Consider the following 20,971-nt stretch of genomic DNA (forward strand, 5'->3'; position numbering starts at 1 on the left):
GGTTGTGTTTCGAGCGCTGGGTGTGCGTGCGTCGTGTCGGCGGTGTGGTCACTCTAGCGCCCGCCGTCCCCACACACCCCCCCCCCCCCCGTTCCGGAGCCGTGGCTCCGTCAGAGATACGGCCCGGACCGGATCGCGCCGTGTGAGGGGTCGTCATCGTCTGTGGGAGCACCGGGCGGGAGTGCCCGGCGCATCTGTTCGAGTTGGGCGCGAGCCGCCATCTGCTGGGCGAACAGCGCTGTCTGGATACCGTGGAAGAGTCCTTCCAGCCAGCCCACCAACTGAGCTTGCGCGATGCGCAGTTCCGCTTCCGACGGCACGACGTCATCGGTGAACGGCAGGGACAGGCGCTCCAGTTCCTCGACCAGTTCGGGAGCCAGCCCGTCCTCGAGCTCCTTGACGGAGCCCCGGTGGATCTCCTTGAGCCTGACGCGGCTCGCCTCGTCCAGAGGAGCCGCCCTCACCTCTTCCAGTAGTTGCTTGATCATGCTGCCGATGCGCATGACCTTCGCCGGCTGTTCGACCATGTCCGTCACGGGGACCTCGCGCGACTCGTCGTCAGCTTGACCGCCGCCCAGCGACAACCCGTCCTGCCCCACGATGAGGACATGCGGTGTCTCCGGCGACCGTTCATTCCTCGGCATCTCCATGCCGCCATTCTCTCGCACAACTGCCTCACCAGACGGTGTGCCCCTGTAGGAGGGTGATCCACCCTCCTACAGGGGCACGGGGCCGATTCACATGACGTCGCCCGTCATGTGGCCTGTCAGGTGGCCTCCCGCCGGGCCAGGGCGCCCTTGGAGCGCGTGACCAGGGCGGCCAGGACGGCCGCGCCGACCGGGACCGCGATCAGCAGGGCGGCGAGGGTGCCCCAGGGGACGACGATCGGCACATACGGCAAGTCGTCGATCCGGCCGTAGCCCTCGTCCAGTGCCTTCTGGTACCACAGCTCCGCGCTTCGGCGCTCGTTCAGCCGCAGGCCGATGGCGGGCAGCACACCCGCCGCAGTGCCCAGCACCACGCCCATCACCGCGACCACACCGCACTGGAACCCGCTGAGAGTGCGGCGCACCCGGGGCGGGGCGCCCACGGCGGCGAGCGTCTTCAGGTCCGCCTCGGCGTCCGCCTGTGCGAGTCCGGTGGCGATACCCGCGGCGCCGATGGTGATCAGCCCGGCGAAGAGGGACAGCGCCAGCAGGGTGATGTCCTGGTCGCTGACGTAGCCCTCCTCGATGTGGAGCTCGATCTCGGCTCCCATCTTGTCGAGCTCCCCGTCGAGCTTCTGCCGCTGCTCGCTGCTCGGCGCCTGCTGGGTCGTGTAGTACGTGCCGTACGGCACGGTCAGCAGCCCGGCCGACTTGGCCGCGGATGGCGGGATGAGCAGCGAGACGCCGTAGGCCTTGGCCTTCCCGGACACCTGGTGGGCGGTGAAGGTCTTGACCGTGCCCACGGGCTCGGTGCGCGCGGCGTCGGCCTTGTTGCGCTCGGCCTCGGTGATCAGCCGGATGCCGACCGTGTTGCCCTTGGCGGTGTCGATGTTGTGCTTGTCGAACGAGACGACCTTGCCCTCCGCAAGGGCCTTGGCGGCTGCCGGATCGTCGATGCCGAGGACCTTGAGAAGTTTCTCGTCACCGACGTACGCCTCGTAGCCGTTGTCGTCCCGGCAGCGCCAGTCCGCGGCGAGCTCGCGGCGCTGGGCCTTGGTGAACCGTGCGGCGGGGTCTTCGACGTCCGGACCGGCGTCGGCCCACAGCGGGCACTCGTTCGCCTTCGGCACGACGATCTCGTGGCTCCCGCAGCCGGGGTTGTCGGAGTACTTGGTGCACTGCTCCTTGCCCACGGTGATCCGGTCCACATCGGCCCGGTCTTCGACCGGCAGGTACTTCTGCACGGCCTCCCGTGCCTGGGCGACATCCCGGCCGCCCGGCTCGTCCAGCAGCAGGGACACCCCTCCGGCGGGGAGCTGGGCCACATAGGCGGCCTCGCTCTGGGCGTCGCTGCTCACCTGGAACGTGGTGACGGCGACCGTGCCCGCGACGGCGGCCAGCACAGCGGCCACGGCAGGCGCCGTACGGCCGCGGTTGCGTACCGCGTCGCGCAGCGCGAGCCGCGGCGACAGCGGCAGCCAGCGGCCGACCCTGCCGAACAGGCCGACCAGTGCGGGGGTCATGGCCACGACACCGAGCTCGGCGAGGGCGCTACCGCCCGCGACGAAGAGGAACTGATCGCTGAAGACGGAGCCGTACAGGGCGATCGCGGCACCCAGTAGCAGCCCGCCCAGACCGAGCAGTGGGAGGACCCGGTTGCTGCGGCGGATGCCGCGGCGGCCGGTGAGCGAGGCGAGTACGGTCTGCCGGGACGCGGTGACGGCCGGGACGATCGCGGCGAGCAGACCGGTGATCACGGCGAGCAGGGCGATGCCGAGCAGCTCGAGCGGCCGGATGTCGAAGTGGCCGAAGCGTGCGCCCATGGCCTCTTCGAGGAGCGGGCGCAGAGCGAAGGTCAGCGCCAGGCCCAGCAGCGTGCCCACAACGGCGGCGGCGATGCCGATCACCAGACCGCCCGAGAGGACGATGGCCCGGATATGGCGGCGGTCACCGCCGTTGGCACCGACCAGTCCAAGCTGACGGCGCGAGCGGCGGGCGCCGACGGCGAAGGCCGGACCGGCCAGCAGGCAGATCTCCAGCATCGCCAGACCGACGACGGTGGCGGCCGAGGCCAGGGCGGCGGCCTTGGCGGCGGTGCTCTGCTCGAAGCCGCCGGCCCAGTTGGGAGAGTCGTATATCGGGACGTCCGACCTGGCGGGCGGATTGAGCTGCACCGCGCGCGAGACGACCACCACGCCGTTGGTGTTGGCCTGCTTGACCATGTTCCACGTGAAACCACCCGGAACGCTCACCAGATAGCTGGTGCTCGCACCGACCCCGGGCAGTCCGCCCGCGACCAGAGCCTTGTCGAGCGGGTCGAGCAGTGCCCCGGGCAATGCGTTGACCTCGTCGGCTTCCAGCGCCTCGGCGACCTCGTACGCGCCGGTGATCGTGTACTCGCGGTCCAGGCCGCGTGCCGAGATCTTGGAGCCGATGCTCAGCCCGCTCGACTCCAGGAAGTGCGTGGTCGCGGCGACTTCTCCGGCTCCTTGCGGGAACCGGCCGCTGAGCAGGGTCATCAGCCCGGCGGCCATCGGGTCGGTGGCCTTCAGCTCACGGACCTCGGTGTGCAGCAGACCGTGCGTGGTGCGCAGCTTGGCGGAGCCGGTCGTGCTCTCCAGGGACTTGGCGCCCGCGGGGATGGCCTGCTTCAGATCGGTCGGACCCTCGGGCCAGGGCTTGTCGTCGTAGTTCTCGACCGGGACGTGCTGGCTGGCGTCGGGGGTCTGGTGGATGGCGACACCGCCCACCCCGGCGCCGGAAAGCCGGGCGTCAGCGGCGCCGATCGACCGTTCCAGAGTTTGCTCGGTGGACAGCTCGGCGCTGCGCAGAGTCAGATCGGCGGCGCTGACCCCGATGATGGGCAGCGCGATCATGGCGAGGACGAGGAAGCTGCGCCCCTTGGAACGCAGGGCATCGCGCCGGGCGATACGTATCGCCGCACGCCAGGAGTGGAACCAGTGCTTCACCGTTCGGCCGCCTGCCCGCTCAGCAGGGAGTCGGCGTCGCTGCGCACGGTCTGGTCGACCACAGCGCCATCGCGCAGGAAGACCACCCGGTCCGCCCAGGCGGCGAAGCGCGGCTCGTGGGTGACGAGGATGCCCGCCGCGCCCGCGTCGCAGCGGGTACGGAGCAGGGCGAGTACGGACTCTCCGGTCTCGGAGTCCAGGGCGCCGGTGGGCTCGTCGGCGAGGACCAGCCGGCGCTCTCCGACGAGGGCGCGGGCGATCGCGACCCGCTGCTGCTGACCACCGGACATCTCGTCGGGGAAGCGGTCGGCCAGATGGGCCAGGTCCATCTCCTCGAGCGCGGCAAGGGCCTCGGTGCGGGACTTGCGGGCGGAGACGCCGTCCAGCTCACGGGGCAGCGCGATGTTCTCGGCGGCGGTCAGTGCCGGGATGAGGTTGTAGTCCTGGAAGACATAGCCGATGCTGCGGCGGCGCAGGGCCGCCAGGGTCTTGCGGTGGGCGGTGGTGATGTCCGTGTCCTCCACGATCACCTGGCCGGAGGTCGGGCTGTCCAGACCGCCGGCGATGGTGAGCAGGGTGGACTTGCCCGAACCGGACGGGCCCATGACGGCGACCAGTTCGCCCGGGTAGACATCGAGGTCGATACCGCGCAGGGCGTGGACCTCTGTGGCGCCGCTGCCGTGGACGCGGGTCAGCTGGCGGAGCTGAAGCACGGGATGCGGCGCTTGTGGCTTCTGTTGGTGCTGTGACTGGCTGGACATGGTGGGTCCCCCCTTGGGCGTACGCAGGGGCGTACGGGAGTGAGCGGATGTGCTGAGCAGATGTCTTGAGCGGGACACGTGGGTCGGAAGTGCGGGAAGTACCGGGTAGGAGCGCCGAGTCGGAGGCGCTGAACAGGCCGTGCCGAGTGGGGTCGGGCGAGGCACGGCCCCCCGGCGGGACGGAGCCCGAGGTCAGCCGCGCCGCCGCAGGCGGTCAAGGGCGCGTGCGGCCACGGGAGTGGGAGCGGTGGCGGCGGGTGGGGGTGCCTGCTCCGGGGGCGGCAGCGTCGTGGAGAGCCGGATGAGCCGGGCCTCGCAGTGATCGAGCCAGCGGGCCTCGGCCTCGGTCTGGAAGATGAGCTGTTCCAGCACGAGCAGCCAGGCGACATCGGCCCGGTCGGTGGGTTCCGTCTCCAGCGCCTGCGCCTTGAGACGTGTGTAGTCCTGCATGGCCTTCACCGTGTGGCGGCGCTGAGACTGGATGACCTCACGGATGTCGACCGTGGAGGTGCCGACCGCCATGGCGAGCTTGATGGACAGTTCGTCCCTGGCCGGGCTGGTGCGGTCGACGGGACGCTCGTACCAGGACCGAAGCTCGGTCCGCCCCGCGTCGGTGATGGCGTAGAGCGAGTGCCCTCCCTCGTCCTCCCCGTCGGGTACGACCATGCCGTCGCGTTCCAGTCGGCCCAGGGTCGTATAGACCTGGCCCACGTTGAGTGGCCAGGTGGCACCCGTGCGTGACTCGAACTCCGTACGCAGTTGGGAGCCGTAGCGGGGGCCTCGTTCGAGGAGGGCCAGTAGCCCGTGGCGGATCGACATACTGAGTATGTATACCGAGTATGCCGCCGCGGACAACCGACCTGAGAGGGATACGGCGCATAGGACCCAGGGGGGACGGTGGTCCCCGAGAAGGGCTTCGCCGTCCGCTCCGGGGGCGACGCTCAGCGCCTCCGAAGGCGCAGCCCTATGTAGCCGAGACCCAGTCCCATCAGGGTGAACCCCGTGCCGAGCGTCAGCGAGGGGATGGGTCGCTCCTGCGCCGGGGGGCCCGCGCGCGGGGACGTATCGCCGACGGCCGCAGGTAGAGATGTGACGGGAGTCACGGGTGTGTCGGGTGGGTTGGCGGCGGTGGGCGTGGAGGGGGTGGATACGTCAGGCGTGATCGGTGTGAGGGGGGCGAAGGGCGCGAGTCGCTTCATGGAAGGTGAATTAGGTGGCACTACCGGGACAAAAGGTGCTGAAGGGGTGGTCGGGGATGGTGGTGTCGATATGGAGCCCGTACGCGACCCTGGCGGCGTCGCGCGCCGTCCTGGCCGCTGCCGCCCCTCGCCCGCTTCTCGGCCCGCCAGCGAGGGTGTGGGTGACGGTGGGGTGACGGAGGGGGTGCGGTGGGCGGTGCGCGTATCGCGTGCGGCGGCGTGCGCCGCGACCGGCGGAGCCGACGTCAGGGCGGCGAGGGCGGCAGCGGTGACGAGGGCGGTGAGGGCCGGGGTGCGAGGGGTGAAGTGGGTGCGATGGGCGCTGCCACCGCAGAGGCTGTGAGGAGTACGAGGAGTGGAGGGTCGGGGATCTGGCGCCGGTGCCATCGCGTGACCCCCTCTCGTGCCGTGTCGCCCTGCGTATGGGGCGTATCGCATTAAGCGTCACATCTACGATGAAGACGGGCATCTCGGGTGTTCTGAGAGGGTGACAGCAGCACAGGGCCGAAGAGTCCGCTACGGCTCCCGAAGGTGCTCAGTGGCTTCGGCGAGGAGTCGACTACTCCGGGTCACCGGTACCTCCTGGGCGCACATGCGGCAGCAACGCAGCCGCGCTCGTCCTGTCCGTCGCCGGAGTCGGCGAGCGGTTGGGCAGGCCGGGTCGAACGGAAGCCGGGTCGAACGGAGGCCGGGTCGAACGGAGGCCGGGTCGAACGGCGCTCGGCCCGTCAACAGCCGGCAGAGCATGATGCCAACGGAGTACGGAACGCGGCGCGCGTGGACTCCGCGCCGCCCGGCTGTCCGCAGGTCCGCGAGAGCGGGCCGGGGCAGGTATCGCGGGGTGGCGATGCCCGTTCCGGTCCGTGTCATGGACGTCACACCGAGACCCGGGCGCATGCGCCATCGGAGTCGCCGGCCTCAGTCGCCCCGTGCTCGGCAGGCGGCACGCTCTCGCCGAGTCCCCCGCTGCCCGCTCTGCGGCCGCCAGCAGGCAGGGCCCGAGCGAGTGTTACAGGAAACTCACAAAATCCCATGAATGAATACCCGGTGGATCCCGTATCGGCACAACGGGGGGTTGGTGGCGGCGGGCCTAGACGGGCCTGACGACCGCCCTATCCCGAACCGGGGCGGCGCCTGGAACCTGTAGCGTGACAGGGCAGGGTACTGAGCAGAGTACTGACACACAAAGGAAGACCACGCGCGCGCCGACGCGCGGGGCGACACGAACACGACGGCGAGGACTGATGGCACCCGAACCCGAAGCAAGCGGCGGCGGAGTCCCGGATGCCGCTGACTCCTGGGCGGGCGTGGGCGGGCTCGTCGGCGATGGCCGCTACCGGCTGACCGGCCGTCTGGGCAGAGGCGGCATGGCCGAGGTGTTCTCGGCGGAGGACGTACGGCTCGGGCGCACCGTCGCCGTCAAGCTGCTCCGTGCCGATCTCGCCGAGGACCCGGTCTCGAAAGCCCGCTTCACCCGCGAGGCGCAGTCCGTCGCCGGCCTCAACCACCATGCCATCGTCGCCGTGTACGACTCGGGCGAGGACGTGGTGAACGGGCAGTCCGTGCCGTACATCGTCATGGAACTGGTCGAAGGCCACACCATCAGGGATCTGCTCGTCAACGCGGAGGCACCGCCGCCCGAGCAGGCGCTGATCATCGTGTCCGGCGTCCTCGAGGCGCTCGCGTACTCGCACCAGCACGGAATCGTGCACCGTGACATCAAGCCCGCCAATGTGATCATCACCAAGAGCGGCGCGGTCAAGGTGATGGACTTCGGTATCGCCCGCGCGCTGCACGGCGCGTCGACCACGATGACCCAGACCGGCATGGTCATGGGAACCCCGCAGTACCTCTCCCCCGAGCAGGCCCTCGGCAAGGCCGTCGACCATCGCTCCGACCTGTACGCCACCGGCTGTCTGCTGTACGAACTGCTCGCGCTGCGCCCGCCGTTCACCGGCGAGACCCCGCTCTCCGTGGTCTACCAGCACGTCCAGGACATGCCCGTGCCGCCGTCCGAGGTCTCGGACGTGGCCCCGCCCGAGCTGGACGGCCTCGCCATGCGGGCGCTCGCCAAGGACCCGGACGACCGGTTCCAGAGCGCCGAGGAGATGCGCGGTCTGGTGCAGTACGGGATCCAGATGCTCCAGCAGACGGGCAGCCACACCGGTACGTGGGACACGGGACCGGTGCAGATGCATGAGAGCGGCGCCTACACCCCGGCGATGGGGATGTCCGCGACGACCGTGATGGGGCACCCGAACTCCGGTGACACGCCGCAGGGTTCGATCCTCCCGCCGCGCAATCCGGAAGACGGCGGCTACCACGGCGGTTACGCGGGTACCGGCGGCAACTCCGGTGGCCGCGGCGGGCGCGGCAGGGTGCTGGCGTTCGTCGCGCTCGCGCTGATCGCCATCACGGCGGGCGTGGCTTTCGCGATGACCCGGCCGGAGCAGCCCAAGAACGATCAGAAGCAGCAGACGAACATCACCAAGACCCCGCAGAAGTCGCAGAAGTCGACCCCGGATCCGGTGGTGCCCGAGGAGGAAGAGCAGGAGCCCGAGCAGCCCGGCTCCGGCGACGGCGGCAACCAGGGCGGCGACTGGACGCCTCAGGACCCGCCCCAGCAGCAGAGCCCGTCCACGGAGCAGTCCCAGGGCACGGAAGCGGGCACGTCGACCGGTACGGACGCCGGTACGGACGCGGGTACGGACACGGGCACGTCGACCGGCACGGACACGGGCACGTCGACCGGCACGGACGCCGGTACGGACGCGGGTACGGACACGGGCACGTCGACCGGCACGGACGCCGGTACCGACGCGGGCACCGACGCGGGCACGGACCAGGGCACGGACGCGGGCGCGGGCTGACACCGGCGGGTACGCCCGGCTGAGCCCGGCCGGGGTCACCCGGCGAAGGACTCGCACACCGCCTCGTACTCCCTCGTCCACCACACTGCCAGGGCCGACACCGCCGGAAACTGCGGGTCGGCCCTGCGGTCGTGCAACTGGTAGCGCCAGCGCAGTATCCAGAAGTCGTTGAGCCGCTCCCACCACACCCGGTGCACGGCCGCCGCCAGCTCCGCGCTGTCCGCGCCCGCCGCACGCCGGTACGCGCGGGCGTACGCCCGTACCTTCGGCAACTCCAGCTTTCCCGACGGCCGTACGAAGAAGATCGCCGCGGCCCGTACGGCCTCCTCGGCGCGCGGCTGCACACCCAGCCGGTCCCAGTCCACGATCGCCGCGGGCTCGCCGTCCCGGTAGAGCACGTTCAGCGGATGGAAGTCCCCATGCACCCAGCCGCTCGCCGTAGCCGGTGGCGGTCGGCGGTGGGCGTGCCGCTCCAGCAGCGATCTGCGCTCCCGCAGCCGGTGTTCGGCGAGCAGGTCGAAGGTGTCGCGCGGGCGGTGCCGGTCGGCCAGCTCCAGCAGTTCACCGATCAGCGCGAAGGTCTCGTCGGGGTCCGCGCTGTCATGCTCCGCGGACTGCCCATCCGTCTCCATGACCTGATCGAGCCCCGTGTGCACCCGCCCGAGCAGCGCCCCGAGCCGCCGTGACTCGGCGGTGGTCAGCTGGGCACCCACCCGGTGCCGCCCGTCCACCCAGGGGTGCAGGGCATAGCAGCGTCCGCCGATCACGGCCACGGTGTCGCCCGTGGTGTCCTGTACGGGCGGGGCCACGGGGACGCCGAGCGACTGAAGCCGCTGGGTGGCGCGGTGCTGGCGCACGATGGTGTCCCGGTCGGCGGTGGGTGCGTCCACATGGTGCTTCAGGAAGTAGGCGCCGCGGGTGGTGGCGAGCCGATAGCCGCGGTTGAGCAGGCCTTGAGTGACGGGCTCGCAGGAGAGGGGCTCGCCGGGATCCTCGTACCGCCGCAGCAGTTCACCCAGCGGAGGTGGAGCAGTAGCAAATGAGCGCGGCACCCGCCAAATGATAGATCACTCAGCGTGTCGCGCGTGTCGCTCTTCGGAATACCCGGACGGGCGTACGCCTGGCGCCCGTCAGTGCTGGTTGGTGCTGGTTGGTGCGGAGGAGCGTTGATCAGTGCTGCTCGGTTGTCCACCCTCAGTGACGCTCCGCCTGCATCCGTGCCACATACGCGGCAGCCTGCGAGCGCCGCTCCATACCCAGCTTGGCCAGCAGCCCGGAGACATAGTTCTTGATCGTCTTCTCGGCGAGATGCAGCCGCTGGCCGATCGCCCGGTTGGTCAGCCCTTCGCCGATCAGGTCCAGGATCCTGCGCTCCTGATCGGTCAGACCGGTCAGCTTGTCGTCCGTGTGCGGGCTGCCGCCGTCCCGCAGCCGTTCCAGGACGCGTGCCGTGGCCACCGGATCGAGCAGCGATTTGCCCGCCGCCACGTCCCGTACCGCCGCCACCAGTTCGCTGCCGCGGATGGCCTTGAGGGCGTAACCCGAGGCCCCGGCCATGATGGCGTCGAAAAGTGCCTCGTCATCGGCGTACGAGGTGAGCATCAGGCACTTGATGTCCTCGTTCTGCGAACGCACCTCGCGGCATACCTCGACCCCGCTGCCATCCGGGAGGCGCACGTCCAGCACCGCCACGTCAGGACGTACCGCGGGGATGCGCACCAAGGCGTCGGCGGCCGTACCGGCCTCGCCGACGATCTCGATGCCGTCCTCCATAGAGAGCAACTCGTGTACGCCTCGCCGGACGATCTCATGGTCGTCCAGCAGGAATACCGTGATTTTTCGGGCTTCGGGCACAAAAGTAAGTCTCACATATTGGCTCTTCCCGTGCCCGGGGTGCCCGGGATACCGTGCCCGTGTTCCGGCGGCCTGCTCGGCCGTGACCAGTGCTCTGACCTGCGGCTGCTCCCGCATTTCCCGGTTTACTTGGAAATCCAAGCAAAATCGCAGGTCAAATGGGGTTTCGCAGGAATGCGACCCACTGGGTAACGTGCCTGTGACAGGGAGCACGCCGGGGCACCTGTCACGCCTGTTTCCCGACGGATACCCACGGTGCACCCACCCCGTGCCCGGGTACGGGTACAGGTGAGCCGCACTGGTACCCGGCGGACCCCGGGGGCCGGACCGACGGAGGAGCACGCACGTGACCGTGGAGAGCACTGCCGCGAGCAAACCGCGCCGCAGCAGTAAGCGCGTCAGCGCCGGAGCCGACGAGGGCACCGCCGCGACCGCCGAACAGGGCGCCGCCAAGCCCGCTGCCGGCGCTGCCCGCGCTGCCAAGCGCACCGTGGCGAAGAAGAGCGCCGCCAAGCCGCGACAGGCCGCGAAGGCCGGGCAGTCCGGACAACCCGGCGAACAGGCCGGGCAGCACGCCGAGCCCGAGCTCGTACAGCTGCTGACGCCCGAGGGTGAGCGGATCGCGCACCCGGACTACGACGTCGACCTGAGCCCCGAGGAACTCCGCGGGCTCTACCGCGACATGGTGCTCACCCGCCGCTTCGACTCCGAGGCGACCGCGCTCCAGCGCCAGGGCGAGCTGGGCCTGTGGGCTTCGCTGCTCGGCCAGGAGGCCGCGCAGATCGGCTCCGGCCGCGCCCTGCGCGACGACGACTACGTCTTCCCGACCTACCGCGAGCACGGCGTCGCCTGGTGCCGCGGGGTGGACCCGACGAACCTGCTCGGCATGTTCCGCGGCGTGAACCACGGCGGCTGGGACCCGAACAGCAACAACTTCCACCTGTACACGATCGTGATCGGCTCGCAGACGCTGCACGCGACCGGCTACGCGATGGGTGTCGCCAAGGACGGCGCGGACTCCGCGGTCATCGCCTACTTCGGCGACGGCGCCTCCAGCCAGGGCGATGTGGCCGAGGCCTTCACCTTCTCGGCGGTGTACAACGCCCCGGTGGTGTTCTTCTGCCAGAACAACCAGTGGGCCATCTCCGAGCCCACCGAGCGCCAGACCCGCGTCCCGCTCTACCAGCGCGCCCGCGGCTTCGGCTTCCCCGGCGTCCGCGTGGACGGCAACGACGTCCTCGCCTGCCTGGCGGTGACCCGCTCCGCGCTCGAGCGTGCTCGGCGCGGCGAGGGCCCGACCCTGGTCGAGGCGTTCACGTACCGGATGGGTGCCCACACCACGTCCGACGACCCGACCCGCTACCGCCACGACGACGAGCGGGTGGCGTGGGAGGCCAAGGACCCGATCCTGCGGCTGCGCCGGTACCTGGCGGCCCAGGGCCACGCCGACGAGGCTTTCTTCACCGCGCTCGACGAGGAGAGCGACGTGCTGGCCAAGCGGGTCCGCGAGGCCGTGCGAGCGATGCCCGACCCGGACGACATGTCGATGTTCGACCATGTCTACGCGGACGGCCACGCGCTGGTCGATGAGGAGCGCGCCGAGTTCGCCGCGTACCAGGCGTCGTTCACGGACGCTGCCGAGGAGGGCAAGTAAGCATGACCGCAGAGAAGATGTCCCTCGCGAAGGCGCTCAACGAATCGCTGCGCAAGGCCCTGGAAACCGACCCCAAGGTCCTCATCATGGGTGAGGACGTCGGCAAGCTCGGCGGGGTCTTCCGGATCACGGACGGACTCCAGAAGGACTTCGGCGAGGAGCGGGTGATCGACACCCCGCTCGCCGAGTCCGGGATCGTCGGCACCGCGATCGGCCTCGCGCTGCGCGGCTACCGCCCGGTGGTCGAGATCCAGTTCGACGGCTTCGTCTTCCCGGCGTACGACCAGATCGTCACCCAGCTCGCCAAGATGCACGCCCGTGCGCTCGGCAAGGTCAAGATGCCGGTCGTCGTCCGTATCCCCTACGGCGGCGGCATCGGCGCGGTCGAGCACCACTCGGAGTCCCCCGAGGCGCTGTTCGCGCATGTGGCCGGGCTCAAGGTGGTCTCGCCGTCGAACGCCTCCGACGGCTACTGGATGCTCCAGCAGGCCATCCAGAGCGACGACCCGGTGATCTTCTTCGAGCCCAAGCGGCGCTACTGGGACAAGGCCGAGGTCGACACCGAGGCCATCCCGGACCCGCTGCACGCGGCCCGGATCGCCCGCACCGGCACCGACCTCACCCTCGCCGCCTACGGCCCGATGGTGAAGGTCTGCCTGGAAGCGGCCGCGGCGGCCCAGGAGGAGGGCAAGTCGGTGGAGGTCGTCGACCTGCGCTCGATGTCCCCGATCGACTTCGACGCCGTTCAGCGGTCCGTCGAGAAGACCGGCCGGCTCGTGGTCGTCCACGAGGCACCGGTGTTCTACGGCTCCGGAGCGGAGATCGCGGCCCGTATCACCGAGCGGTGCTTCTACCACCTGGAGGCGCCGGTGCTGCGCGTGGGCGGCTTCCACGCCCCGTATCCGCCGGCCCGGGTGGAGGAGGAGTACCTGCCAGGGCTCGACCGGGTGCTCGACGCCGTCGACCGCTCGCTGGCGTACTGAGGAGAAGGTCGTGACGACGATGACGGAAACCCCCGCGACTTCGGCGCGCTTCCGGGAGTTCAAGATGCCCGACGTGGGCGAGGGACTCACCGAGGCCGAGATCCTCAAGTGGTACGTACAGCCCGGTGACACCGTCACGGACGGGCAGGTCGTGTGCGAGGTCGAGACGGCGAAGGCGGCCGTCGAGCTGCCCATCCCGTACGACGGCGTGGTGCACGAGCTGCGCTTCGGCGAGGGCACCACGGTGGACGTGGGCACCGCGATCATCACCGTGGACGTGGCGCCGGGCTCCGGCCCGGTCGAGGAGCCGCCCCCGGCGGCCACCGAGCCGGCGCTCGCCGCCGCCGAGCCGGTGGCCCAGGCCGAGGACGCCACCGATGAGGACAAGCCGACCGGGCGCCAGCCGGTGCTCGTCGGTTACGGCGTCGCCGAGTCATCCACCAAGCGCCGCCCGCGCAAGGGCACGCCGGCGCCGGAGCAGAACCCGGCCGCCGCGGCGGTGCAGGCCGAGCTCAACGGTCATGGCTCCACTGCCGCTGCCGCGGTACCGACCGCGGCCCGCCCGCTGGCCAAGCCCCCGGTCCGCAAGCTGGCCAAGGACCTCGGCGTCGACCTCGGCACGGTCGTGCCCACCGGCCCGGACGGCATCATCACCCGGGACGACGTCCACGCGGCAGCCTCCCCTGTGGCGGCTTCCCCCGTGGCTCCTGCCCAGGTACCCGCCCCGGCCGTGGCGCCCGAGTCGGCGGCGGCCGTCGCGGCTCCGGCCGCGGCCACCGTGGCGGCGTCCGGTGCCCGGGAGACCCGGATCCCGGTCAAGGGCGTACGGAAGGCCACCGCGCAGGCGATGGTCGGCAGCGCCTTCACTGCCCCGCATGTCACCGAGTTCGTGACGGTCGACGTCACGCGCACGATGCGGCTGGTCGAAGAGCTCAAGTCGGACAAGGACATGGCCGGGCTGCGGGTGAACCCGCTGCTGCTCGTCGCCAAGGCGCTGCTGGTCGCGATCAAGCGCAACCCGGAGGTCAACGCCTCCTGGGACGAGGCGAACCAGGAGATCGTGCTCAAGCACTACGTGAACCTGGGCATCGCCGCCGCCACTCCGCGCGGACTGATCGTGCCGAACATCAAGGACGCGCACGACAAGACCCTGCCGCAGCTCGCCGAGTCCCTCGGCGAACTGGTGAGCACGGCCCGCGAGGGCAAGACCACCCCCGCGGCCATGCAGGGCGGCACGGTGACCATCACCAACGTCGGAGTCTTCGGCGTGGACACCGGAACGCCGATCCTCAACCCGGGCGAGTCCGCGATCCTCGCGGTCGGAGCGATCAAGCTCCAGCCCTGGGTCCACAAGGGCAAGGTCAAGCCGCGCCATGTCACCACGCTCGCCCTGTCGTTCGACCACCGGCTGGTGGACGGCGAGCTCGGCTCGAAGGTGCTGGCGGACACCGCGGCGGTCCTGGAGCAGCCGAAGCGTCTGATCACCTGGGCCTGATCGCCTGCGCCTGAAGGGCACCGCAGCACCCCGAAGAACCCTGAAGGGCCCGTCCGTGAGGACGGGCCCTTCAGGCGTTCTGCGGACTCGGCCGTGGTCAGTCGCGCTGTGCGCCGGCCGGGAGCGAGCGCAGCTCCATCGTGCGCGCCGACGTTGAACCGAAGCCGAAGTCCAGCAGCTTCGCGGCGTCGTTGTAGCGGTCGGTGCCGTTGAGGACGACACCGGTGTACGTCTTGCCGTTGCGGGTGGCTGCGAACACGAGGCAGGGGCCCGCGGCCGTACCGGTGCCGGTCTTCACACCGATCGCACCGCTGTAGGAGCCCAGCAGCTTGTTGGTGTTGTACCAGGTGTAGGTGCGGGTGCCGCCGGAGCTCGTGGGCGCGGTGGTCTTGTACGTGGTCGCCTTGACGACATCGCGGAAGATCGAGCTGCTCATCGCGTGACGGGCGAGCTTCGCCAGGTCCCACGGGGTCGTGTAGTTGTTGCCCGTGGGGGAGATGCCGTCGAACGAGTCGAACTTCGTGTTCACCAGCCCGAGCTGACTGGCCTTCTTGTTCATCTTCCCGATGAACGACTTGGTGCGGGCGGACATGGTCGTGCCGGTGCCGAAGGTGTCGGCGAGCGCGTACGCGGCGTCGCAGCCGGACGGCAGCATCAGCGCGGACAGCAGCTGGCGGACGGTCAGCTTGTCGCCCGTGCGCAGGTCGGCGGTGCTCGCGCCCTCGCGAACGACGTAGTCCCGGTAGGACTGCTTGACGGTGACCTTCTTGTCGAGGTCCACGCCGGGCTGGGTCAGCACCGTGATGGCCGTCACGAGCTTGGTGGTGCTGGCCATCTGGCGCCGGGTGTTGTTCGCCTTGCCGTAGATGGGCTTGCCATCCGCCTGGTCGAGCAGGAATCCGCCCTTGGCACTGATGGACGGGATGGGCTGGGTCGCCGCCTGGGCAGGAGCCGCGAGGGGCGAGACCGTCAGCAGCAGGCCGCCAGCGAGAACCGCGGTAGCGGCCCTCCGCACGCCGGTGAGGCTGGTTATCAAGGGAACGCTCCGTTTTGGCATATACGTCAACTGTCGACATGTGAGACGCGCGGAAGTGTCCCATGGATGTACGGATGTTGTGCAGATCTCAGTCCGTCTTCCGTGTCGGTCCGATTTATCCAAAACCATCCCTGTCTGCATGCCGGACGGGGACTCCTGATGTGCCTCTGTTGTATCTATGCTGTGCGCATGCCCGCTGCCGCCCCTGCCGCCGACCGTGTCTACGCCCACATCAAGCAGGCCGTACTGGACCGCCGTTACGAGGGTGGGACGCTCCTCACCGAGGGCGAACTCGCCGAGGCGGTCGGAGTCTCCCGCACCCCTGTGCGTGAAGCCTTGCTCAAGCTGGAGATGGAAGGGCTGCTCAAGCTCTATCCCAAGAAGGGCGCCCTGGTCCTCGCCGTCTCCGCGCAGGAGATCGCGGATGTGATCGAGACCCGGCTGCTGGTCGAGGAGTTCGCGGTCCGCAGGACGGTCCCGGCGCCCGCCGCGCTCGTCGAGCGGCTGGCGGGACTCGTGGATGAGCAGCGGCGCCGGGCCGAGCAGGGCGACCTCGCCGCAGTCGCCGCCACCGACCGCCGCTTCCACGCCGAGATCGTCCAGCACGCCGGGAACCAGATCCTCGCCCGGCTCTACGACCAGCTGCGCGACCGCCAGCTGCGCATGGGCGTCGCGCTGATGCACGCCCAGCCCGAGCGGATCAGCAAGAACATCACCGAGCACGCCGACATGCTGGAGGCCATCAAGGCCGGTGACACCGAGCGGGCGGCGGAGTGCGTGCGCCGGCATCTGACCTGGGTGAAGGTACTGGTGCGGGGTGAGGACCGATGAGCGGCACGACATCGGGCTCCTCCGCCGTCACCGTGCCAGGTGATCCGCCCGGCGGACGCAGGGCGATGGCGGTCTGGGGTATCGGTGTCGCCGTCTACTTCGTGGCCGTGATCTTCCGAACGTCCCTGGGCGTCGCCGGACTCGACGCCGCCGACCGCTTCCATGTCAGCGCCTCGGCGCTGTCCACCTTCTCCATACTCCAGCTGCTCGTCTACGCGGGCATGCAGATACCCGTCGGCCTGCTGGTCGACCGGCTCGGCACCAGGAAGGTGCTCACCCTCGGCGCCGTCCTGTTCACGGCCGGACAGCTCGGCTTCGCGCTCTCCCCCTCCTACGAGACAGCGCTCGCGTCGCGCGCGCTGCTCGGCTGCGGCGACGCGATGACGTTCATCAGTGTGCTGCGACTCGGCGCCCGCTGGTTCCCGGCCCGGCGCGGACCGATGATCGGCCAGGTCGCCGCGCTGTTCGGGATGGCGGGCAATCTCGTCTCGACCATGGTCATCGCCCGGCTGCTGCACGGGATCGGCTGGACCGCGACCTTCGCGGGCAGCGCGCTGGCCGGGGTCGTCGTCCTCGTACTGGTGGCGCTGCTCCTCAAGGACCATCCCGAGGGACGCGAACCCGCGGCGGCTCCGCACGCCGGGGCCGCCTTCGTCCGCCGCCAGATCGCCGAGGCCTGGCGCGAGCCGGGCACCCGGCTCGGGATGTGGGTGCACTTCACCACCCAGTTCCCCGCGCAGGTGTTCCTGCTGCTGTGGGGCATGCCGTTCCTGGTCGAGGCACATGGCAGGTCACGGGAGGCCGCAGGCGAACTGCTCACGCTGGTGGTGCTCACCAACATGGTCGTGGGGCTGGTGTACGGGCAGATCATCGCCCGCCACCACACCGCCCGGACCCCACTCGCGCTCGGCACTATCGCGGCCACCGCCGCGCTGTGGGCGGCGACCCTCGCCTACCCGGGCGCGTACGCCCCGTCCTGGCTGCTGATCACGCTGTGTGTGGTGCTCGGCGCCTGCGGACCCGCCTCGATGATCGGCTTCGACTTCGCACGCCCCGCGAATCCGCCGCAGCGTCAGGGCACCGCCTCCGGAATCGTCAACATGGGCGGTTTCGTGGCCTCGATGACGACGCTGCTCGCCGTGGGCCTGCTGCTGGACATGACCGGCGACGACTACCGGGTCGCCTTCGCCTCCGTCTTCGTACTCCAGGCCCTGGGTGTCGCCCGGATACTGCGGCTGCGCGCCCGCACGGCGCGTCGCGAACAGGAGCGGCTGGTGACCAGCCGGGTGGAGGCGGTACACGTACCGGTGTGACGGCCACCGGGTGACGACTCCCGGGGAGCCACGGCGTGACGGCAGGGCGTGACGGCGAAGCGCCAGGCCTCGATGGCTGGGCGTCAGGGGCGTCAGGGGTGTAAGGAGGCAGGGGCGCAAGCGGAGTCAGGGCGTGACGGAGAAGCGGTCCAGGATCGCCGCCGCCAGTTCCGCGTCACCCTCGACCTTGATCCGGTCGGCCACGGCGGCCGGCTTCACCCGGCCCGCCGCCAGCCGTACGTATGTCTCCCAGTCCATGGCGAAGGCCACCGCCGGACCCAGGGCCGGCGCCCCGTCGATCGTGCCCCGCCCCGCCGCGTCCACCCGCACCGTACGCAGGAATTCCACGGGCCCGCTCACGTCGAACACCACCGTGGAGCGCGGTGGGGCGCCGGCGTCCCGGGCGACCACCTTGGGCAGCACGGTGAGGAAGTTGTCGCGTACGACAAGGGCGCCGGGGGCATCGAGGTTCCCCGGCTTGCCGAGGACGGTGCGGAGGTCCTGCTCATGCAGCCAGACGTCGGCCGCCCGCATCCGGTAGGCCAGTTCCACGGTCTGCTCGGCGCCGAGCGGGGCCCGCATCAGGGTGTCGGGGGCACGGTTCTCGTTCCGCATCTGGCGGTTGCGGCGGATGATCGTGTACTCGAGCTCGGCGGTCATCTCGGGCCCGGTGTGGTGCCGCCGCACGTCGACCTGCATCTCCATGTAGCGCGCGAACTCGCTGCGCACATGGTAGAGATCGCGGGGCAGGCTGTGGATCGGCCGGGGATCGCCGAGCATCTCGCACTCCATGCCGATGATGTGCGACACGATGTCGCGCACCGACCAACCTGGGCACGGCGTGGGGCGGTTCCACTCGCCCTCGACAAGCGGCTGCACCAGCTCGGATATCGCTTCGATGGAGTGGTTCCAGGCGTCGGCGTAGGTCTGGAGGCTGGGATGGACGGTCACGGAACCCCTCGACGGTTGTGCGCGGGCTGGTTGCTGGGCAGCGGCCGGGGGTCCTGGGGGCGGCCCCCGGAACAGAACAGTACGCTGCCATCAGGCACCCCGGCAGTGCTTTCGGACGACGATCGTAGGGCTGCGCTGACAGCTCGAATGCCAGGACGGTGGTAGTGTGCGCGCTTCGCTCATCCAGATCGCGGTAGACCCGGACGAAACCGTCGATTCCCGACGGCAGCGCGCCGCCGCCCTCGTACGGGAGCAGTCCGGCGTGGACCTGGTGGTGCTGCCGGAGCTCTGGCCGACCGGGGCGTTTGCGTACGAGCTGTTCGCGGCCGAGGCGGAACCTCTGGACGGCGGTCCGACGTACGAGGTGATGGCCAAAGCGGCGGCCGATGCCGGGGTCTGGCTGCACGCGGGCTCGATCGTGGAGCGCGGCGCGGGAGTTGACGGGCCTCTGTACAACACCTCGCTGGTGTTCTCCCCCGCGGGCGAACTCACCCGTACCTACCGGAAGATCCACCGCTTCGGCTTCGACAAGGGCGAGGCCGTGATGATGGCCGCGGGCACCGAACTGGTCACCGTCCCGCTGCCTGAGGCCACGCTCGGGCTCGCCACCTGCTACGACCTGCGCTTCCCCGAACTGTTCCGGGGACTCGTGGACGCGGGCGCCGATGTCCTCGTGATCCCGGCCGGCTGGCCCGAACGCCGCCGCGCCCACTGGACCCTGCTCGCCCGAGCGCGGGCCGTGGAGAACCAGTCGTATGTCCTCGCCGTCGGCAGCGCGGGCACCCACGCGGATGTCCAGCAGGCCGGCCACAGCATCGCCGTCGATCCCTGGGGCGAGGTCCTGGCCGAGGCAGGCCCGGCTGAGCAGGTCCTCACGGTGGACCTGGACCTCACGAAACTGGCCGCGACCCGGGAGCAGTTCCCGGCGCTCAAGGACCGCGTGCTGGGCTTGCCGGAACCGCGTCGCTGACGCGGAAAGCAGGCGCGGTTCAGTACTCGGTGCCGAAGTTCTGCACCCACCAGGGCCCGTTGCCGCTGAGGTTCACCCCGACGCCGAAGTCCTCGTAATCGCAGTCGAGGATGTTGTCGCGATGGGTGGGGCTGTTCATCCAGCCGATCATCGCCGTCACCGGGTCCTCAGGGCCGCGGTGCAGGTTCTCGCCCCACATGCCCACCGGATAGCCCGCGGCACGCAACCGCTCGTCCGCGTGCCGGCCCTCGGTGTCGACGTGCTCGTAGTAGTCGCGGGCCGCCATGTCGTCGGCGTGCGCCTGGGCCACGGCCTGCATCCGCGCGTTCACCCGCAGCGGCTCACAACCGGCCGTCGCCCGCTCGGCGTTCACCAACTCCACGAGCTGCTCCCCGAACCGCGCCGCCTTGCCCACCGCCTTGTCCTTCCCGGCCCCCGTCGCCTGCTGCTTCGAGGGGTCCGGCGCGGGCTGGGTCTTGCGGTTCTTGTTACGGGAGGTGCTGGGGGACTCCGCTTCGTGCGGCGAGCGGCTCCGGTCGCCTCCCGAGTCCTCCGAGGACTCCGGGGGTTTCGCCGAAGGAAGGGCCGTCGGGATGGTGGCCGGGGGTATGAGCCCGGAGAGCCCGCCGATGCGCTGCCCGTCCGCACCCGAGTCCGCGGGTATCTCCCGCACCGCCGCCGACGTCTCGCCGCCCTCGCCGCTGTCACCGTCCGACCCGCTCAGCGCGAAGATCCCACCCGCGAGCACCGCCGCGGCCACCCCGACCACGGCGGACGTCGGCACACCCAGCCGGAACCCCGACTGCGGACGGCGACCGTGCCGCCCCTTCCCGGCCGCCCGCCGCCGCCCACCACTGCGGACTTCGGGTGCGCGGTACGGGTCGTGCCCGCCATGGCCGCCGACCTCGCCGTATCCGTCGTGTCCGCCCACCGGGTTCCGGAGCGCCCGGGGCGCCGCGGCCTCCGGGAACCAGGTCGGCTTCTTCATGTGCTGCATCGGGCCCCGCACTCTCATCGGAAATTGGGTCGGTCCGGCGGAAGGGAGAGTGGAGAGGAGGATACGCGATAACAGTTTTCGGCCCCAGGCCTGAAAATTTCCCGCCCGGAGGAACAGGCGGACGAACGAACAGGCGGAGGAAGTGCCATGGCATGTCCGGACCGGACGGGTGAAGGCCTGCACCGCCCCGCCGTAGGCGCGTTGACGCACCGGGGGAGGCCGGGAAGGGCGAGCCGAGCTGGCCGCGCGACGTCAAGGTGTCCGGTGGTCCGAACGCGAACGTGGTGGTGACGCTGGAGCTGTCCGCACGCGGCGGCGCCGGTCGGGCGTGACCCAGGGGCGCGGGGGGGCGCGCCCCGAGCGGGACCGGGGGGGGGGGGAGGGCCGCGCGGGGCCGCCCCACAGCCGCGGGAGACAGATGTACAAAAAAACTGAGACACC

16 protein-coding genes are annotated in these 20,971 nt (G+C 70.3%); 7 read left to right on the plus strand and 9 right to left on the minus strand.

The features are described from left to right. Nucleotides 1–110: 110 nt before the first annotated feature. From ACFWI9_RS17300 to ACFWI9_RS17315, 4 genes are all read right to left on the minus strand, one after another. Nucleotides 111–650: a bacterial proteasome activator family protein gene (locus ACFWI9_RS17300; protein WP_387162815.1), complete on the minus strand. Its 540-nt coding sequence runs from the start codon at nt 648–650 to the stop codon at nt 111–113. A 116-nt stretch (nt 651–766) separates the two neighbouring features. Further along, complete coding sequence (locus ACFWI9_RS17305; RefSeq protein WP_387162817.1) at nt 767–3,616, minus strand: FtsX-like permease family protein; 2,850 nt, start codon at nt 3,614–3,616, stop codon at nt 767–769. Next, entirely contained in the window at nt 3,613–4,377 is a 765-nt protein-coding gene (locus ACFWI9_RS17310; protein ID WP_387162819.1) for an ABC transporter ATP-binding protein, read from the minus strand. The genes ACFWI9_RS17305 and ACFWI9_RS17310 overlap by 4 nt, the downstream gene beginning before the upstream one ends. Nucleotides 4,378–4,569: 192 nt before the next feature. Continuing rightward, the gene (locus ACFWI9_RS17315) at nt 4,570–5,196 is read right to left on the minus strand and encodes a PadR family transcriptional regulator (protein WP_387162820.1); all 627 of its coding nucleotides are present in this window, start codon (nt 5,194–5,196) and stop codon (nt 4,570–4,572) included. 1,624 nt (nt 5,197–6,820) lie between these two features. Between ACFWI9_RS17315 and ACFWI9_RS17320 the strand changes: the two genes are divergently transcribed. Next, nucleotides 6,821–8,446, plus strand: coding sequence for a protein kinase (locus ACFWI9_RS17320; RefSeq protein WP_387162822.1), 1,626 nt, complete (start codon nt 6,821–6,823; stop codon nt 8,444–8,446). A gap of 35 nt (nt 8,447–8,481) precedes the next feature. Here the strand turns inward: ACFWI9_RS17320 and ACFWI9_RS17325 are convergent, their stop codons facing one another. Continuing rightward, complete coding sequence (locus ACFWI9_RS17325) at nt 8,482–9,498, minus strand: phosphotransferase (RefSeq protein WP_387162824.1); 1,017 nt, start codon at nt 9,496–9,498, stop codon at nt 8,482–8,484. Between the two features lie 142 nt (nt 9,499–9,640). Then, the gene (locus ACFWI9_RS17330) at nt 9,641–10,300 is read right to left on the minus strand and encodes a response regulator (RefSeq protein WP_387162827.1); all 660 of its coding nucleotides are present in this window, start codon (nt 10,298–10,300) and stop codon (nt 9,641–9,643) included. 490 nt (nt 10,301–10,790) lie between these two features. Here ACFWI9_RS17330 and pdhA point away from each other — a divergent pair, with 490 nt between their 5' ends. From pdhA to ACFWI9_RS17345, 3 genes are read left to right on the plus strand one after another with little or no spacing between them, the layout of a single operon-like run. Next, complete coding sequence (gene pdhA / locus ACFWI9_RS17335; RefSeq protein WP_387162852.1) at nt 10,791–11,954, plus strand: pyruvate dehydrogenase (acetyl-transferring) E1 component subunit alpha; 1,164 nt, start codon at nt 10,791–10,793, stop codon at nt 11,952–11,954. A gap of 2 nt (nt 11,955–11,956) precedes the next feature. Beyond that, entirely contained in the window at nt 11,957–12,937 is a 981-nt protein-coding gene (locus ACFWI9_RS17340) for an alpha-ketoacid dehydrogenase subunit beta (protein ID WP_387162829.1), read from the plus strand. A gap of 10 nt (nt 12,938–12,947) precedes the next feature. After that, a complete protein-coding gene (locus tag ACFWI9_RS17345; RefSeq protein WP_387162831.1) occupies nt 12,948–14,432 on the plus strand; it encodes a dihydrolipoamide acetyltransferase family protein in 1,485 nt (494 codons plus the stop codon). A 97-nt stretch (nt 14,433–14,529) separates the two neighbouring features. Here the strand turns inward: ACFWI9_RS17345 and ACFWI9_RS17350 are convergent, their stop codons facing one another. Beyond that, on the minus strand, nt 14,530–15,489 hold the full coding sequence (locus ACFWI9_RS17350; RefSeq protein ID WP_387162833.1) for a D-alanyl-D-alanine carboxypeptidase family protein: 960 nt from the start codon (nt 15,487–15,489) through the stop codon (nt 14,530–14,532). A gap of 168 nt (nt 15,490–15,657) precedes the next feature. Here ACFWI9_RS17350 and ACFWI9_RS17355 point away from each other — a divergent pair, with 168 nt between their 5' ends. After that, entirely contained in the window at nt 15,658–16,299 is a 642-nt protein-coding gene (locus tag ACFWI9_RS17355) for a GntR family transcriptional regulator (protein ID WP_387162835.1), read from the plus strand. Next, entirely contained in the window at nt 16,296–17,612 is a 1,317-nt protein-coding gene (locus ACFWI9_RS17360; protein ID WP_387162836.1) for a nitrate/nitrite transporter, read from the plus strand. Before ACFWI9_RS17355 ends, ACFWI9_RS17360 begins: the two co-directional genes overlap by 4 nt. 126 nt (nt 17,613–17,738) lie before the next feature. Here the strand turns inward: ACFWI9_RS17360 and ACFWI9_RS17365 are convergent, their stop codons facing one another. After that, on the minus strand, nt 17,739–18,563 hold the full coding sequence (locus tag ACFWI9_RS17365) for a maleylpyruvate isomerase family mycothiol-dependent enzyme (protein WP_387162837.1): 825 nt from the start codon (nt 18,561–18,563) through the stop codon (nt 17,739–17,741). 166 nt (nt 18,564–18,729) lie between these two features. On the opposite strand from ACFWI9_RS17365, the gene ACFWI9_RS17370 reads away from it, so the two are divergent. Then, nucleotides 18,730–19,533, plus strand: coding sequence for a carbon-nitrogen family hydrolase (locus tag ACFWI9_RS17370; protein WP_387162838.1), 804 nt, complete (start codon nt 18,730–18,732; stop codon nt 19,531–19,533). A 19-nt stretch (nt 19,534–19,552) separates the two neighbouring features. Here ACFWI9_RS17370 and ACFWI9_RS17375 read toward each other — a convergent pair whose 3' ends face one another. After that, complete coding sequence (locus ACFWI9_RS17375; protein WP_387162839.1) at nt 19,553–20,521, minus strand: CAP domain-containing protein; 969 nt, start codon at nt 20,519–20,521, stop codon at nt 19,553–19,555. Nucleotides 20,522–20,971: the final 450 nt, after the last annotated feature.

Source organism: Streptomyces sp. NPDC127084 (assembly GCF_042724175.1).
GTDB lineage: Bacteria > Actinomycetota > Actinomycetes > Streptomycetales > Streptomycetaceae > Streptomyces.